Annotated in this window: 15 protein-coding genes and 1 riboswitch; of the genes, 4 read left to right on the top strand and 11 right to left on the bottom strand. The window is 66.1% G+C overall.

Going from position 1 to position 15,044, the window contains the following annotated elements:
* The first annotated feature begins 30 nt into the window (after positions 1 to 30).
* Positions 31 to 651: a TetR/AcrR family transcriptional regulator gene (locus tag JWN03_RS36205; RefSeq protein WP_297624856.1), complete on the top strand. Its 621-nt coding sequence runs from the start codon at positions 31 to 33 to the stop codon at positions 649 to 651.
* 60 nt (positions 652 to 711) lie between these two features.
* Here the strand turns inward: JWN03_RS36205 and JWN03_RS36200 are convergent, their stop codons facing one another.
* The 7 genes from JWN03_RS36200 to JWN03_RS36170 all read right to left on the bottom strand — a co-directional run bounded on the left by JWN03_RS36200 (position 712) and on the right by JWN03_RS36170 (position 7,242).
* Complete coding sequence (locus JWN03_RS36200; RefSeq protein ID WP_297624853.1) at positions 712 to 1,554, bottom strand: hypothetical protein; 843 nt, start codon at positions 1,552 to 1,554, stop codon at positions 712 to 714.
* Complete coding sequence (locus tag JWN03_RS36195) at positions 1,548 to 2,279, bottom strand: HAD family hydrolase (RefSeq protein ID WP_297624850.1); 732 nt, start codon at positions 2,277 to 2,279, stop codon at positions 1,548 to 1,550. Before JWN03_RS36195 ends, JWN03_RS36200 begins: the two co-directional genes overlap by 7 nt.
* Complete coding sequence (locus JWN03_RS36190) at positions 2,276 to 3,064, bottom strand: AfsA-related hotdog domain-containing protein (RefSeq protein ID WP_297624847.1); 789 nt, start codon at positions 3,062 to 3,064, stop codon at positions 2,276 to 2,278. The genes JWN03_RS36195 and JWN03_RS36190 overlap by 4 nt, the downstream gene beginning before the upstream one ends.
* 17 nt (positions 3,065 to 3,081) lie before the next feature.
* Positions 3,082 to 3,195, bottom strand: a riboswitch (SAM riboswitch).
* Between the two features lie 43 nt (positions 3,196 to 3,238).
* Positions 3,239 to 4,471 (bottom strand): MFS transporter, encoded by a 1,233-nt coding sequence (locus tag JWN03_RS36185; RefSeq protein WP_297624844.1) that lies wholly within the window; start codon positions 4,469 to 4,471, stop codon positions 3,239 to 3,241.
* Positions 4,449 to 5,075 (bottom strand): FMN-dependent NADH-azoreductase, encoded by a 627-nt coding sequence (locus tag JWN03_RS36180; protein WP_297624841.1) that lies wholly within the window; start codon positions 5,073 to 5,075, stop codon positions 4,449 to 4,451. The genes JWN03_RS36185 and JWN03_RS36180 overlap by 23 nt, the downstream gene beginning before the upstream one ends.
* A 142-nt stretch (positions 5,076 to 5,217) precedes the next feature.
* Positions 5,218 to 6,099, bottom strand: a complete 882-nt coding sequence (locus JWN03_RS36175; RefSeq protein WP_297624839.1) for an alpha/beta fold hydrolase — start codon at positions 6,097 to 6,099, stop codon at positions 5,218 to 5,220.
* 165 nt (positions 6,100 to 6,264) lie between these two features.
* Positions 6,265 to 7,242, bottom strand: coding sequence for an alpha/beta hydrolase (locus JWN03_RS36170; RefSeq protein ID WP_297624836.1), 978 nt, complete (start codon positions 7,240 to 7,242; stop codon positions 6,265 to 6,267).
* Between the two features lie 104 nt (positions 7,243 to 7,346).
* On the opposite strand from JWN03_RS36170, the gene JWN03_RS36165 reads away from it, so the two are divergent.
* Positions 7,347 to 8,651 carry an MFS transporter gene (locus JWN03_RS36165; protein ID WP_297624834.1) on the top strand — a complete coding sequence of 435 codons (1,305 nt, stop codon included), beginning with the start codon at positions 7,347 to 7,349 and terminating at the stop codon, positions 8,649 to 8,651.
* 3 nt (positions 8,652 to 8,654) lie between these two features.
* On the opposite strand, the gene JWN03_RS36160 is transcribed toward JWN03_RS36165, so the two are convergent.
* Positions 8,655 to 9,230 (bottom strand): hypothetical protein, encoded by a 576-nt coding sequence (locus JWN03_RS36160; protein ID WP_297624831.1) that lies wholly within the window; start codon positions 9,228 to 9,230, stop codon positions 8,655 to 8,657.
* Between the two features lie 357 nt (positions 9,231 to 9,587).
* On the opposite strand from JWN03_RS36160, the gene JWN03_RS36155 reads away from it, so the two are divergent.
* On the top strand, positions 9,588 to 10,367 hold the full coding sequence (locus JWN03_RS36155) for a hypothetical protein (RefSeq protein ID WP_297624828.1): 780 nt from the start codon (positions 9,588 to 9,590) through the stop codon (positions 10,365 to 10,367).
* A gap of 10 nt (positions 10,368 to 10,377) precedes the next feature.
* Here JWN03_RS36155 and JWN03_RS36150 read toward each other — a convergent pair whose 3' ends face one another.
* The 3 genes from JWN03_RS36150 to JWN03_RS36140 all read right to left on the bottom strand — a co-directional run bounded on the left by JWN03_RS36150 (position 10,378) and on the right by JWN03_RS36140 (position 13,908).
* Positions 10,378 to 10,785, bottom strand: a complete 408-nt coding sequence (locus JWN03_RS36150) for a hypothetical protein (RefSeq protein WP_297624826.1) — start codon at positions 10,783 to 10,785, stop codon at positions 10,378 to 10,380.
* 68 nt (positions 10,786 to 10,853) lie between these two features.
* Positions 10,854 to 12,512: a hypothetical protein gene (locus JWN03_RS36145; RefSeq protein ID WP_297624822.1), complete on the bottom strand. Its 1,659-nt coding sequence runs from the start codon at positions 12,510 to 12,512 to the stop codon at positions 10,854 to 10,856.
* A gap of 121 nt (positions 12,513 to 12,633) precedes the next feature.
* Entirely contained in the window at positions 12,634 to 13,908 is a 1,275-nt protein-coding gene (locus tag JWN03_RS36140; RefSeq protein ID WP_297624820.1) for a hypothetical protein, read from the bottom strand.
* A 101-nt stretch (positions 13,909 to 14,009) separates the two neighbouring features.
* Between JWN03_RS36140 and JWN03_RS36135 the strand changes: the two genes are divergently transcribed.
* Positions 14,010 to 15,017 (top strand): DUF3089 domain-containing protein, encoded by a 1,008-nt coding sequence (locus JWN03_RS36135; RefSeq protein WP_297624816.1) that lies wholly within the window; start codon positions 14,010 to 14,012, stop codon positions 15,015 to 15,017.
* Positions 15,018 to 15,044: the final 27 nt, after the last annotated feature.

Below are 15,044 nucleotides of genomic sequence, written 5' to 3'. Positions count from 1 at the left end.
CAATTGTTAGGTGTTCTAAGATGGCTGTCAATGACAAGGTCGGGAGTGGTCCGCAGTTATGGCGGCGTGAGCGCCGAGGATCGACGCGCCGAACGCCGCACCAGGCTGCTCACGGTCGGGCAGCGGCTATGGGGTGAATTGGGCACGGCGGCGGTGACCGTGCGCGGGGTCTGCAAGGCGTCCGGGCTCACCGATCGGTACTTCTACGAGCACTTCGCCAATCGCGATGAACTGCTGGTGGCCATTGCCGATCAGCTCCGCGATCAACTGCTCACCGCCATGGTCCAGGCGGGCGTCGCCGAGGCGGGCGGCGCTGCGGAAAAGCTGCAATCCGGGCTGCAGGCCCTGCTCGATATCGTCGCCGGCGACCCGCACATCCACCGCATCGCCACCAGCGACCCAGCCGGGGTCGCGGGGCTGGCGGAGCGCCGCCGCGAAATGCTCGGCATCATCGCCGATCTGGTCGTGCAGTACGCGCCGACCGCACTCGAAACCGAGCTCGATCCCGAATCACTGCGCCGCGCGGCGCTGTTCATCACCGGCGGCGTCAACCAGCTCATCGAGGGCTGGCTCGACGGCAGTCTGGCACTGTCCACGGCCGAGCTCGCGGCCGAATGCGCGCGGCTGTCCGTGCGTACTCTCACTCCCTGAATGTGGTCGGTAAAACGGCGGGGCCCGAAGGACCCCGCCGTCGCACTGCACACGCAAATGTCAGTCCGTCGTCAAGAACTCCTCGAAGGTCGGGCTCGGCAGTTTCAGCTGAGCATGGATATCGCCTCCGAGTCCGAAGTGCCCGATGGCCCCGCCGTAGTTCTGCTGGTAGCTCTGCCACAGCACCACAACGCTGATGATCCGATTCGCGCCGGGTAAGGCCGGATCCGGGAACGGATTCGGCAGCACGGCACGGTAAGTGCCGGCACCGTCCGTATCCGTGATGAACACATTGGGCACCCCGAGCGGCCCGGGACGCGTAGGCGCGTCCGGGTGCAGGTCATTGCTGCGCAATGACATCACGGTGTAGAGCGAATCAGGTATGAGATCGGTGAATTCGAAACGGAATTCACCGTTTCGACCGTCCTCGCCGACCGTGACCTCGACGCTCCCGCGCGCCCGCAGCCACTCCCCCAGGGTCACCGGGGTGGTGAGCCTGCGCCCGTCCTCGGGGCGCAGATCCGGAATCGGCGTCTCGTGGAACGGATAGCTCGGACGCCGCACCGCATCGGCATCGGGCCGCTGATCCGGCGCGAAGACCATGGGATAGTTATTGGCGGGCAAGGGAAGTGGGAGTGTGTACAGCACGCTCGCCGCGTCCTCCTCCGGCAATTCCTCCGGCAGCTCGCGCACGACCGTATAGGGCGCCAGCGCACCGAACTTCGGCACCGGCGTATCGGCCGCGACAATGGCCCGGCCCCAGCGCCGCGCGACCGAACCGTCCGGCCCGGGCTCGTTCAACCAGCCGACGACGATGAAATCGCCTGCGGCATCGAGCACTTCGCTCGGCGGATACAGCGGACCCTGGGTGGTCGGGGTCAGCTCGTACGTTCTGGTCACCATACCGATACCGCTTCCTGCTCGGCGAGAATCCGGCCGGGGCCGCCGACCGCAGCACTCACCTTGTCGCCCAAATGAATCCAGCCACCGGCACTCGCCTGTTCGGCCAGCACCGGATCGTCGCCCCGGAAACCCCGGTGCGTGACCGACCGCAGGAACGGCAGATCACTGGCGTGATCGCCGTAGCCATAGGTGTTCTCGACCGAGATGCCCTGTGCAAGCAGGAACCTCACGACAGCGTCCGCCTTGCCCGGACCGATCATCGGCCGCTCGATTTCACCGGTCAGCACACCGTTCTCGTCCGCCACCAGGTTGGTGGCAATGAGGTGATCGGCGCCGAGCGCCGCTGCCACGGGGGCCAGCGGGGCGGCGAACGATCCCGAGAGCAGCACCGTCACCACTCCCGAATCACGGTGGGCGCACAGTGTTTCCACCGCATCGGTGTAATAGGCGGCGCCCTCGGCCGTGAAGGCCGCGAACCACCGCCTGCCCGCCGCGGCGAGGTCTGCGGCGGGCACACCGCGATACGCGCGGTAGTAGTGCCGATTGACCTCCTCCCGTGGCACGCCCGCGGCCGCCCGCTCCTTCACCTCCCCGCTCAATCGTGCGTATTCGGTTCCGTCGTCACCGTGCTCGGCCAGCCAGAAACGCTGGAAGGCGAACATGCTCTTAACCGTGATCAGGGTTTCGTCGACATCGAAGAAGGCCGCGGCAGCAGGGGCACTCATGCCACCGCACCCAGGTACGCGGCAATCGCCTTGGCCGCCTTGTGCCGTTCGATCTGCGAAATGCGCTCGTTCGGCAGGGCGGCGTAGGTGATGCGGGTGGTCGCCACACTACGATCGAGCTGGCGCACATCCACTTCGACGGCGAACTCCAGCTTGGCGGGGTCCTCGATCGAGACCGGGGTGAGGACCGCGTGCAGGGTGGCGGGCAGCGGGAACAGGAACGACTTGAACTCCAATTCGATGCTGTTCCAGACGATGTAGAAGTGCTGCTCGGGCCAGCGCCGGCCGTACTCCAACTCGAAGGCTCCGAGGAACAGCTGTCGCACCGCCTCTACGATCACCAGACCCTGCACGTGTTCGCCGGTCTGATGGTCCAGCAGCAATTCATTGTCACCGTGAATCCGCAGATCTGCCCGGAACTCGGTGTCGTTCTCCCGAATGAGGTTGGCCAGCAGCACATTCGAGTTCTGATACTTGTGTACCTGGTGCCGCGGCGCGGGCTCGGCGACCGGACCGGTCACCTGCACTCCCGCCGGTGCGTGCACGGTCGCCACATGCTCGACATAGTCCAGATCGTGGCTGGTGACACCCTGCCCGAGATGGATGGTGAGCGGCTCCGACGCCTCCCGCAGCCGGCCGCCGCGCAGGGCGGCGACCAGCCCGGACACCGTAAAGGCCCGGTCGTCCTCGGTTATGCCCCGGAACCGGTCGGCGACCAGCAGTATCGCACCGGCCGTCAGCGGTTCGGTCGCAGGATGCGCCGAGGAAAGTTGGGCTACAGACATGGTTCTACCTCCGAGAGCGAGCACGCTTATGGCGGCGCTTCTGCCGCCATCCGGTCGTCACCCGGAGCACCCCGCCGTCGCTGGAGGGTTGCCGCCCAGCAAGCCGGGGCTTGACGCTGGAACTCATGACCGTGATTGAAAAACTATGTGGCGCAGGGAATTACAGACAACGATTCAAACCAGGGTGGTGATAACCCCCCGACCACGCGCCGAGGCGTAGGCCAGCGCCGCACCGGCAAGCGTGAATCCGGCAATGGCCAGTGCCACCGCCGAATACCCACTGTAGGCAAAGAGATTCGCCACCTGCGGACCCGCACTCGCGCCCACGAACAGCGCGAAGGTGTAGAGCGCGGTGGCGGCGCCACGTGCCGCACCCGCCTGCGCAGCGATGGCCTGCACGGCGGCCGGAGCCGCGACGGCGATCGCAGCGACGAACACCAGCAACCAGACCGCGACCCAGACTCCGCCGAACGGAATCGCGGTCACCGCCGCGGCGATCCCGGCGATGCCCAGCGCGACGATCACCCGGGTATGCGGAGCGATCACGCCCAGCCGCCCGGCGAGCAGCGGGACCGCGATCATGGCGGGAATCGCACTGGCCCGCAAGGCAAGTAGCGCACCGTTGCTCGATCCCACACCCTCCGGTGGTGCGAGCTGAATACCGGTGTACAGCCCGACGAACGAGCCGAGCACCGCCAGGCAGCTCAGGTACAGCAGCACCAAACGGCCCTGCCGCAGCAGAGCGGCGAAGGGTGCGAACACGGTTCGCAGTGTCTCGCCGAATCCCGCCGACTGCGCCGTGGTCTTCCCCTCCGCTTTCGCCTCACCTTCCAGCACGACCTGCAGCACCACAGCCGACACCACGAAGGCGAGAGCTCCCGCGATGAAGATGGCATGCCATCCCCAGGCATTCCCGATGAGCTGTGCCAGCACCTGCGCCACCACACCTGCCGCGAGGAAAGAGCTGGTCAGGCAGGTGAGCGCAAAGATCCGGCGCTCTGGGGCTATACGCTCGGACAGATACGCGAACGCTGCCGGGGCGAAGAACGAGGCGGTCAATCCCTGCAGAATGCGGGCGGCCAGCCCGGTGCCCAGCCCCGGAGCGAGGGCAACAATGAGTGAACTGAGCACGGTGGCGATCAGCCCGCCGACAATGACCGGCCGCCGCCCCCAGCGATCGGAGAGCGGTCCGGTCACCAGAAAGCCTGCGCCGTAAGCCAATCCGAACGCGGTAGTGGTCCAGGTCGCGGCCGACTTGGCGGTATCCCAGTCCAGCGCCAGCCGATTCAGTACCGGCAGCACCACATACAGCTGACCGACTACCAGAATTCCCACCGCGCAGACGGCCCCGACGGTGCGCCCGGCCGGGGCCCAGACCTGCTGCTCAGTATCCGGCGGCGAGCTCACGCGCACGCTCCTGAGCTGCCGCGAACCCGGCCTGCGCATCCTCGGTCAGCACCGTGGGCGCGAACCGGATCTCCGCAATGTCCTTGATACCCACGAAGTTCAGCCAATCCTGCACGAACGGAGTCGCGAAGTCGGAGCCGAACTCCACCGGCACGCCGGGCTGGTGCACACCGCTGGTGTAGACGGTGACCACACGCTTCTGGGTGAGCAGCCCGGAGTAGCCGGTCTGCGGATCGAAGGTGAATGCCCAGCCGGGCTGGGTGACGATATCGACCCACTGCTTGAAGATGTACGGGACGCCCGCATTCCAGATCGGGATATTGATGACGTACTGATCGGCTGCCGCGAAGCGGTCGAAGACCGTGCGCGCCTGCTCCCAGGCCACCAATTGTTCGGGAGTCTGATCCCGGCCGGTGAACAGCGCGAGCTTGGCTTCGGCTGCGTGCGTACCGAATTCGGGCAGCTTCGCCTCGAAGAGATCGAGGGTGTCGACGATCAGCTCCGGGTCACGCGCCGTCAGCCCTTCGATGAAAGTCTGTGCCAGCGCCTTCGACTGGCTGTGCGCGCCACGGGCCGAGGCATTGATGTGCAGCAGGGTGGTCATTGAAATCCTTTCGTGGACAAGAGAGTCCAAGGAATATCAACCTGTTGCTACGCCTCACGAGGGTTACGTGCGGGGTGATCGGAAGCCGCCCGGTGCGACCGGCCACCCCTGAAACGCACACGATCCGGGCGAGAACACGCGGTCAGCCCACCTGGTGGCCGAGCTCGATCCGGTCGTCCGAGACCCGCGCGGCCAGGAATCGGAGAATGAGTTCTCCTGTGACGTCGGCCATTTGGGCATGTGGGTAATGCCCCGCGCCCTCGGCCATCGCCACCTGGCCGACGCCGGCCGGCATGGCGGTGACGATGGCTTCGCCCTCGGCCCTCGGGTCCGGGAAGTCGGGGTCCAGCGATCCGAAGATCACCAGCGCCGGGCAGGTGACACCGGGCAGCTGGGCCTGTGCGTCGGCGGGCGTGGAGTTGCCGGTTTTCATGAATTCCGCCATCCGGCCCGGCTGCCGCAGGACGGCGGCCAACCCGTCCATGTACTCGCGGTAGTCCTCCGGCTTGGCGGGGTAGGCGACGTCGAGGTAGCGCAGCCACGCCCGGACACTGCGCAGCGTGAACAGCAGGCCCAAGCGCACCATGCCCCGCCGATGGCGGCGGTTCGTCAGCAGGGCCTTCATATCGGCCTTCTGGACCAGGGTGAACGGATTGATCTCGACAATGGCCGCCACCAGTTCCGGTGCGGTGGCCGCGGCGATGGTCGCGGCTCCGCCGGACAGCGAATGCCCGACGATCACGGCCGGACCGCCGAAATGCGCGATCACCTCGATCAGATCATTGGCGACATCGGTGCGGCTGATGGCGGCCTTACCGGTCACCGATTCCCAGTCCAGGCTCGACTCACCGTGTCCCCGCATGTCCACATTGACAACCCGGTAGCCGGCGGCGGCGAGCCGCGGCACGAGGTGCCGGTACACCTGGCGGTGGTCGCCCATACCGTGCGACAACACCAGCAGCGGCCCGTCTCCGGTCACGTCGTATGCGATCCGGCCGCCACTCATATTCAGAAATTCGGTCACTGCCTTGCCTTCCCATAAGCCCTCGGGATGTCGAGGACGCACACTGTGGTGATCGAATTGAACGGCGATCGGCGGCCCACAGCGAGGGCGGCGGCTGGTTCGGTCACCGATGCGGCCGAGATCGTCACTCCGACCCCTGATTCGCACGTGCGGGAAGGTATTGCTCTACACCACGGCGGGCTCGGACGCGGATGCCTCCAGCCGCAATCCGCGGCGCAGCGCGTCGAGCTGATCAGCGGCGGCGCGGCGACTCACCGCGGCATCGGCGACGAGGCCGGAACCGTGGAAAGTGCCCGGGTACAAATGCAATTCGGTGGGCACACCGGCCCGGGCCAGGCGCTGGGCGTAGTCGATGCCGTCATCGCGAACCGGGTCGAACTGGCTGGTCGAGATGTAGGTCGGCGGCAGACCGGAGAGATCGGCCGCCCGCGCAACGGCGGCATACTGCGACACCTCCGCACTGCCGGGTTCGACCTCCGCGCCCAGATAGTGCCGCCAGATCACCTGCAGGCTGGGCCCGTCAATATTCGGAGTATCGGCGTATTCGGTGGCCGACGGAGTCTGCAAACGATCGTCGGTGGCCGGGAAATCCAAGAGCTGGAAGCACAATTCGGGCCCGTGCTGATCGCGGGCGAACAATACGAGACCCGCCGCGATGGCTCCACCCGCGCTGTCACCTGCCACCCCGATGCGAGTGATATCGATCCGCAGCTCATCCGCCTCCCGCACCGCCCACTGCAACGCGGCGTAGGAATCCTCGAGACCAGCCGGGAACGGATGTTCGGGCGCCAGCCGGTAATCCACCGACACGACCACGATGCCCAACTCGGCAGCGAATCGAATCATCTTGGCGTGCACCATCTCCAAGTCACCCAGCACAAACCCGCCACCGTGCACATAGAGCAGCGCGGGCAGCGCCCCCTCCCCGTCTACGGGCGTGTAAACGCGCACCGGCACCTCGACCCCGGCATTCTCACCGCGAGCAACCAGATCGCGAATCCCCACCGAGTCCGGCACCGGCACCTGAGGTCGCCCCGCGAACAGTTCACGCATCTGAGCGCGCGCCGCCGGAACATCCTTGTAATCCGCCGGGCGCAGCCGATCCACCCACGGCGCCAGCTCCGGATCGAATGTGTAAGTCATGCCCCCGGTCAACCCCCGCACCGGAACCCCTATTCCCCATACGGTACGAACCGGCGGTGACCTGATACCCGGCCGATTGCGCGAAACTCTGGAAGTCTGAGGCGATGCAAGACCTTCCCGAAACAACCGGGGCCGTGCAGGTTCCGGGGCGCTATCGGATTTCGCAGTCCGCTGCCTTCTGGCTGCTGTCGACGGCGCTGGCACTGTTGTTGTTCGCTTCGGCGGCGCCCTCGCCGATGTATCCGGTGTACCAGCAGATGTGGCATTACTCGCCGCTGGTTTCCACGGCGGTGTATGCGGTCAATGCGCTCGCGCTGTTGGTGACGCTGCTGTTCGCCGGATCGCTGTCCGATCACGTCGGACGGCGGCCGGTGCTCGTGGGCGCGGTGCTGCTCGAGCTCGTGGGGACGCTGGCGTTCGCCGAAGCGCATTCGGTGTCATGGCTTTTCGCGGCGCGCATTCTGCAGGGCATTGCCACGGGGATGGCGACGGGTGCGATCAGCGCGACGCTCATCGATCTGCAGCCCGCGGATTCGCGACTCGGCGCGCTGATGACCAATGTCGCGGCGGGTGGCGGATTGGCTTTGGGCGCCATCTGTTCCGGGCTGCTGGTCTCCTACGCGCCCGCGCCCACGCACCTGGTGTACTGGCTGCTGGCCGCGGCGTTCGTGGTGATCACCCTCGGTGTACTGCTGATTCCGGAGACGGTCGCGCCCGACGGTCGCGCACTGGCCTCGCTCAGGCCGAAAGTTTCGGTGCCACCGCAGGTTCGAGCCGCCTTTGTCACCATGCTGCCGTCGATCACCGCCACCTGGGCACTGGGCGGGCTCTATCTCGCCCTGGGTAGCGCTCTCATGCGGGTGCAGTTCCATCTCTCCAGCCCACTGGCCGGAGGGCTGGTAGTCGTTGCGCTACAGGGGACTTCGGCGATCACCGCCCTGCTGGCGCGCGACTGGACCATCGATCAGGCACTGCGGCGCGGGCCGCTGCTCCTGATCACCGGGGTCGCCGTGGCAATGCTGGGCGTGGCAACGCATTCGGCGTCACTGTTCTTCGCCGCCAGCATTATTGCCGGGATCGGCTTCGGGCCGTCCTTCTCCGGAGCCCTGCGCATGCTGACCGGACTCTCGCCCGCAGAGAATCGCGCCGAGGTCGTGACGGCGATCTATGTGGTCTCCTATCTGGCGCTGAGCGTGCCCACCGTGATCGCCGGGCTGTGCCAGACCCGGCTGGGCCTGGCCACCACCACCTATGGCTACGGCGCGATCGTCATCGCACTGGAAACTTTCGCTATGTTCGGCTCGATGTGGCATCGCAGTCCGCACACCGCACTGGCCGGCGTCACCTGCCCGGCGCCGTGTCCGGGCACCGTCGCGGCCATGCCACGGGTGGTGTCGGCACATCCCTGATGCTCAGGCGAGCGCGAAGGTCAGCAGCGCGATCGGTCCGCCCGGATCACGCGACCACGAGTAGCCGAACCACACGCCCGGCGTGATCTCGCGAATCTCGTCGTAGATCTGCGGGGTGGGCGAGGGCGCATAGTTCAGCGCCCAGGTCGGGCGGCCGTCGAGGATGGCGGGTGCGCTGTACACATTGGCGGGCCAGCCTTCGATGCCGGCCGGGGTGATGCGGTTCATCAGATAGCCGCCGTCCGGACCGGTGTAGAAGGTCTTGCCGATCCACACCGCCGGCGTCCAGGCCGCCATATCGACCGGCCGGATCACCCATCCGTTCTTCACTCCCATCGGTACCGCCCCCTGCGCGGCATCGCGGAAGATATTGTCCTGCTGCGCAGGACCACACCGAAAACGTAGTGAGTCAATTGTTGCCGCGGGATTCCCGTCGTACAGGACGCAGCCGCCGCCGTAGTCGGCATCGGCCGACGCAATCGGCGCTGTGCAGGGATTGAGCGCGAACGCAGTACCCAGTCCGGCGAGGGCGAGAAGCCTAACCAGGGCATTTCGAATCGTTTTGCGGCGTGATTGCATCACTGCCTCCAACTGGTCGACCCCGACCTATCAGTGATGCTAGTTCGCTATTGATTAACTGAACCCCTGCGTCACTGAAATGAGACCCATCGGTATTTACCCATGCACACCGACTATTACGCCCGGTCAGACGATTGACAGCGAATTGACAGCTCGGTCACCAAGGCTGCCAAGCTTCACGGCGATTAATTGAGCATGAGCCAGAACAAGCCTCGATCACCGCAGGTACGGTGGCTGTGGATTACTATCGGCATCCTTATCGCCGCGGTCACAGTGGCCCTGAGCACGGCACCCAACGCGCTCGCCACTGTCCACCCCCCGATCGCCACAACGCAGCAACCCGTCACCGCTCCCCCAGTGACGACAGCGGCCCCCGTGGCCGCCGCCCCCGGCCTTCCCGGCCCGTCGCCGCAGGCGATCGCCCTGCAGATGCAATCGGCCATTCAGGCCGCCTCCCCCGGCACCACCGTGGGCATCGATGTGGTCGACACCCAGACCGGTGCGGTGCTCGCCGACCTGAATTCCGATCAGCAGTTCTACACAGCTTCGGTGGTCAAGGTTCTGATCGCTCTCGATGATCTGCAAAGCCAGAACTGGCAACCCGATTCGGGTACCACGGGGCAGCTGCAGCAGATGCTCGCCACCAGTGACGACGATATTGCCGACTCGCTCTGGGATGCCGACGGCGGCGATGCCATCGTCACCCGGATGGCGAATCTCATCGGCATGCCCGGCACCCAGGCGCCCGCCGATTCCAGTGAATGGGGCGAAACCCTCACCACCCCACAGGATGTGGTCACGCTCTACCAGTGGCTCACCGCTCAGGCCCCGCCCTCGGCGAGCAACCTGATCCTCATGGCACTGCGGGGCGCCACGCAGATCTCCGCCGACGGCACCGATCAGTACTTCGGTATTCCGGACGGGCTGAACGGCGACGACTGGGCGGTGAAGCAGGGCTGGATGTCCCTGGACAGCTCCACCACCCTGGACACCACCGGACTCGTCGGTCTGGGCCCCGATCAGCCACTGCGCTACGCCGTGGTGGTACTGACGTCACAGTCCGCCGATATCAGCTGGTCCGCCGCCGGTGCAGCTCTCACCGACGGCGTATCCCAGCTGCGGCCACTGATCCCGTGAGCCGATGAAGTCAGTCCAGGGTGAGTACGGCGGCCGTTCCGGAGATGACGGTTTCGCTCTGATCGACCAGGGCGGCCCGCACCTGCACGCTCTGGCCCTTCGCCAGCGACGGTTGGCCGGCTACCGCGGACAGGGAGACTGTGGCGGTATGTTCGGCGCCGTCACAGGTGGGATTGTTCTGAGCGCCGGTGGCCGCCGCGCTGCTGGCATTGGGGTCCCCCACCATCGCCTGAATGCTTGCCACTCCGGCACCGGCATCACAGGTGTAGCGGACCCCCACCTCGTCCGCCGCGGCACCGGCGATCTGGATGGTGCTCGCGGCGAGCGCCGGGGCGGCGGTGAACGCCAGGGCGGCGCCCATGGCCAAGAAAACGGTCGCGGTGCAGGCAGAACGCTGACACTTCCGGAAAGTCACCATGGATCTATGGTCCAGGCCACCGGCGCTCGCGGTGGGAGAACCGGTCCGCACGGCGCGTCGCCCAGGGCCTATCGGGGCGGTTGCTGACCCTGCCGATTGGCGAGTTCATCAACGAAGACCTTGGCGCATTGAGCCAGTTGAGCCGGCGTGAGGCCCGCGAGATCCTTGGCACAGTCCGCATTGGCCGCGGCGGGTGATTGGCCGGGTGCTGCGAGGGCCGCTGCTCCGGTGTCGTCGAGTTTCACCAATTGGACCGGACTCTTATGGCTCGCACTGATATCCACGCGATAGGCCACCCGGCCGTTGAATTCGACGAAGCCGCGCCAGGTGTCGCCGTCGATCGGCGTGAACTCGACCAGCTTGCCGCCGTTGGACATTACGGTTCCGGCATTGGTCGCCAGCCAGGAGCGGGCATCGGCATCCAGATTGTCGATATTGATACGGCGCGGGTCATTGTCGTCGAGAACATAGACCGACTGCGGGTTCGGATTGCCGCGGTGCACCTCGTCTGCGGGCGTGATCGAATAGGCGACGAACAGTTCGGAGGTGCTGCCGCGCAATGTCATCGGAGTGACCCACTGCAAGCGGCCGGTGGTCTTGTCGCGCAGCAGGTACTCGGAGACATTGCCGCTCTGCGCGCCGGAGGTGGCCGGGTCGAAGCCGAAGTGGTTGCGGTTCATGTTCTCTCGGCCCGCCGCCCATTTGTCCTCGGCGCGCTGGTAGGCCGTCAGGGACTTCGGGTAGACCGGTCCGGGCAGCGCACCGGCCGCCACATCACGCTGATAGTCGAGCTTGATGTGGCCGTGGTCGCCGCGCACGGTGATCACACCGGCGGGAGCGGTCACGGTGCGATGGGTCCAGGCCACCGGCTCGGTGACGGGGATGGCCACAACCGGCTCCTTGCCGTCGCAGTAACCCCACACGTCGCCCATCTCGAAGCCGAGCAGCGGGTACTTCTCCTTCAGCAGATTGTTCAGGCTGTTCTTGCGCGCACCGCCGAACGCCCGGTCGATGCCGTAGTCACCGGTGAAGTTGCATTCGGTGGCATTGCCCTGCCCCGTCCACTGCGCCACACCGCCCAGCGGCACATCGATACCGCTGCCGTCGAGCACACCGCTCCACGCGCCCGATGCGCCGTCCTTGCCATTGAGGTAGGTGATGGTCTCGGTGCGCAGACTCACCGCCTGCACATCCCCGGTCGCCCTGGACAGCGCGATCTGCGCACCATCGAGTGAACCGACCCGGGGATCCCATCCCGCCGGCGACAGATCACCCTGTTTGATGCAGCCGTACACATCGTGCCGGCCCTTGATCGCGCAGCCGTCGGAATTGTGCGCGCCGCCGTCCGCGAGCAGGTGCACCGAGCCCGGAACATGGCCGGGGTCATGGACATAGAACGTCGCGGCCCCCGCGTAGTAGCGGCCCTCGTTCTTGTCGAGCCCATATAGGAACACTCCGACGCCGACAACCGCCACCACCAGCAGCAGCACACCGATCCCGCTCAGGGCACTGAGGGAGTCGGTGACCCCGTACGCCAGCACCCCCACGGCCACGTACGCGAGCGCCCACCACAGTCCGCTGCCGTGCTCGATGACGTTGAAGAACCACGCCCGCAGACCGTTCTGCGTGCCGAACCCCGGCGCCAGCAGCGCGCATACCAGCCAGAACAGGCCGATCAATGCGGGCGGTACCAACCAGACCGCGAAAACCCTAGCCCCGTACGACATTTCCGAACTCCGATCGGAGGAGCAATCCAGCGCAGTTGCACTGTAGTCCTTCCAGATCAGGGTGGACATCACCCCAAAAATGGCGGCTCAGCACCGCAAACCTGTATCGGTCAGGCAACTTTCAGGCTGAGCAGTTGCCCGCTTGCAGCGCCTCGATCGTGCAGGTTGCCGTACTGGGGTAGTAATCGCCCATGACCGAGGCGGCGACCGCCGGATCGGAGTTGGGCGCCACGTACTGCACGGCTTGCCCGAAATTGCTGTCGGGCAGCATATTCCGCAACAGGATCGCGTGCCGGGCATTCGGGCCCTGCAATGACCAGGGCACGAAGGTGACACCGGGAACCGCCTCGATCGCGGATCGCTGCTGCTCGGTGCCGACCACGTAGGTGTAGTCACCGCTCGAGTCGATTCGCGTATCGGTGTCATTGCGGCATCCGACATCAACCGTGTTGTCGGGCAATGCGTTCCGCACCACCGGACCGGGGAGGTCGAGCATATTGACACAGAGCGAGAAATAGCGGACGTCGGCGCTCGCATTCGGCCAAGGCGTCGGATGCGGCCCTGCGGGGACGGTGGGGGCCTTGCCGTGGATGAGAACGACCTGCCCGTCGGCCGGGCGGTCGAGGGCATCGGCCAGGTAGGCATTGTCGACATTGGGGAACGCGCCCGCACCGGTGACCCGCCGGAAACCGGTCGGCGCCGAAGGCGCGGACGGCAGCATGGAACGCAACGCGATGAGATCATCGGCCGCGCCGAGCACCGTGCCGAGCGCCTCGCCGGCAACGCCACCGACGCAGGGGCGCAAGGTGTTCGATGTCCCATGATCGGTGAGGGTCACGCTCGGCAGCGATACTGCCCCGGGTCCGCCGGTGGGCAGGTAGACGCGGTAGATCAGGTATCCGATCCCGCTGCTGGTTCCGGCCGGGGCGAGCGGCAGGACATTCGGCTGTCCCGGACTAGCATCCCCGCGCACCGAAATGCTGTAGTTGCCGCCCGGCGCTCCCGCCTGCTGCCACGGATTGACCGCATCGGCAGCGGGGGTGATGTGGTCATCCGGTAGCGCCGAATCGATGCCCGCGGCGGTGAAGCTGCTGAACCTGCTGTCGTAGGTATTGAACGACATGTATCGCGCGTCCGGGAACTGCCCGGACACAGTGATATTCAGTGTGGGACTGACCTGGTAGGGCAGGATCCAGTACGCCGCACCGCTGTCGGGGTAAGCGAAGTTCAGCGTGCCCAGGGTGCGCGGTGAGAGTTCCATCGACCAGGAACAACCGCCCGCGATATCGGACGAGCCCGCACCGGGATCGGCGTGGGCGACCGTGACCGGTCCGGGAAAACCGGCAGCCATCAGCACGGCGGCCGCACCGGCCAATGCCGGGAGCAAAAACTTCATGCCAGCAAGCTAGTACACGTGCACACCTAAACTGACGGTGTACTTGATCCCGTGCCAGCTCTCACCGCAGATCTCGAGCACTACGGCAAGGAGTTTCGCAATTGATTCGTATCCCAGTCTCGGCGGCGCTGTGGTGTAGCGCGGTTTTCACGGTCGTCGCCAGCTTCGCGGTCACTGCCCCCACCGCAGCGGCCGAACCGGAAAGCACCTGGCTGTGCAGCCCCGGCCAGGCCGGCGACCCGTGCGGCGGCCGCTCGGGCGCACCTGTCGACTGCTTCTATATCTATCCCACCGCCTCCCTGCAGCAGACCACGAACGCGAACTTCGACGCCTCACCGGAGCTGCGGGAAGTGGCTCGGGCACAGGCGGGACCGTTCGGCGCGGACTGCAATGTGTGGGCTCCGGTATACCGGCAGGCGACGCTGCACGCACTGTTCTCCGGCTCCGCGCGGGACCGCAGCACGGCGGCGGACCTCGCGTACCAGGACGTCGAACACGCGTGGGACGACTATCTGACGCACCACAACAATGGACGCGGCGTGGTCCTCATCGGGCATTCGCAGGGCGCCCGAATGCTGCGGACCCTGATCCACAATCGGATCGACGGAAAACCCGTGCAATCACAATTGGTTTCGGCGCTGCTGCTCGGCGGCAATGTACTGGTCCGCAAGGGCTCGACGGCCGGCGGCGATTTCGCGGCCGTTCCGGCGTGCACCGACCCGGGTCAGACCGGCTGCGTCGTCGCGTACTCGTCCTTCTCGCGAACACCACCGTCCGACACCCGCTACGGTGTTTCGCCGCAGGTCCCGGATGATTCGGCCGTCCGCGGAAACCTGCCGTACGGACCGGATTACGAGGTGCTGTGCACCAACCCGGCCGCCCTGCACGACAATCTCGAGGCCCCCATCCACGGCATCGTGGCGAACGGATTCAGCGCCCGATGCACCGACGGTGACGGACCGCATGTGCTGATGATCGAAGGGCCGGGCGCCGCACTACTGCCCGCCCTCCCGAACGAGACCTGGGGACTGCATCTGCTCGACTTCACTCTCGCCCAACGGGATCTGGTGAATCTGGTAGCCGCGCAAAGCGCGGCCTACCTGCACTGACAGCTCCGGAAGCGTGCTCCGGCAGTG

Source organism: Nocardia sp. (assembly GCF_025465275.1).
GTDB lineage: Bacteria > Actinomycetota > Actinomycetes > Mycobacteriales > Mycobacteriaceae > Nocardia.
Note: the sequence above shows the minus strand (reverse complement) of the source record. Positions and strands in the feature narration are given on the sequence as shown.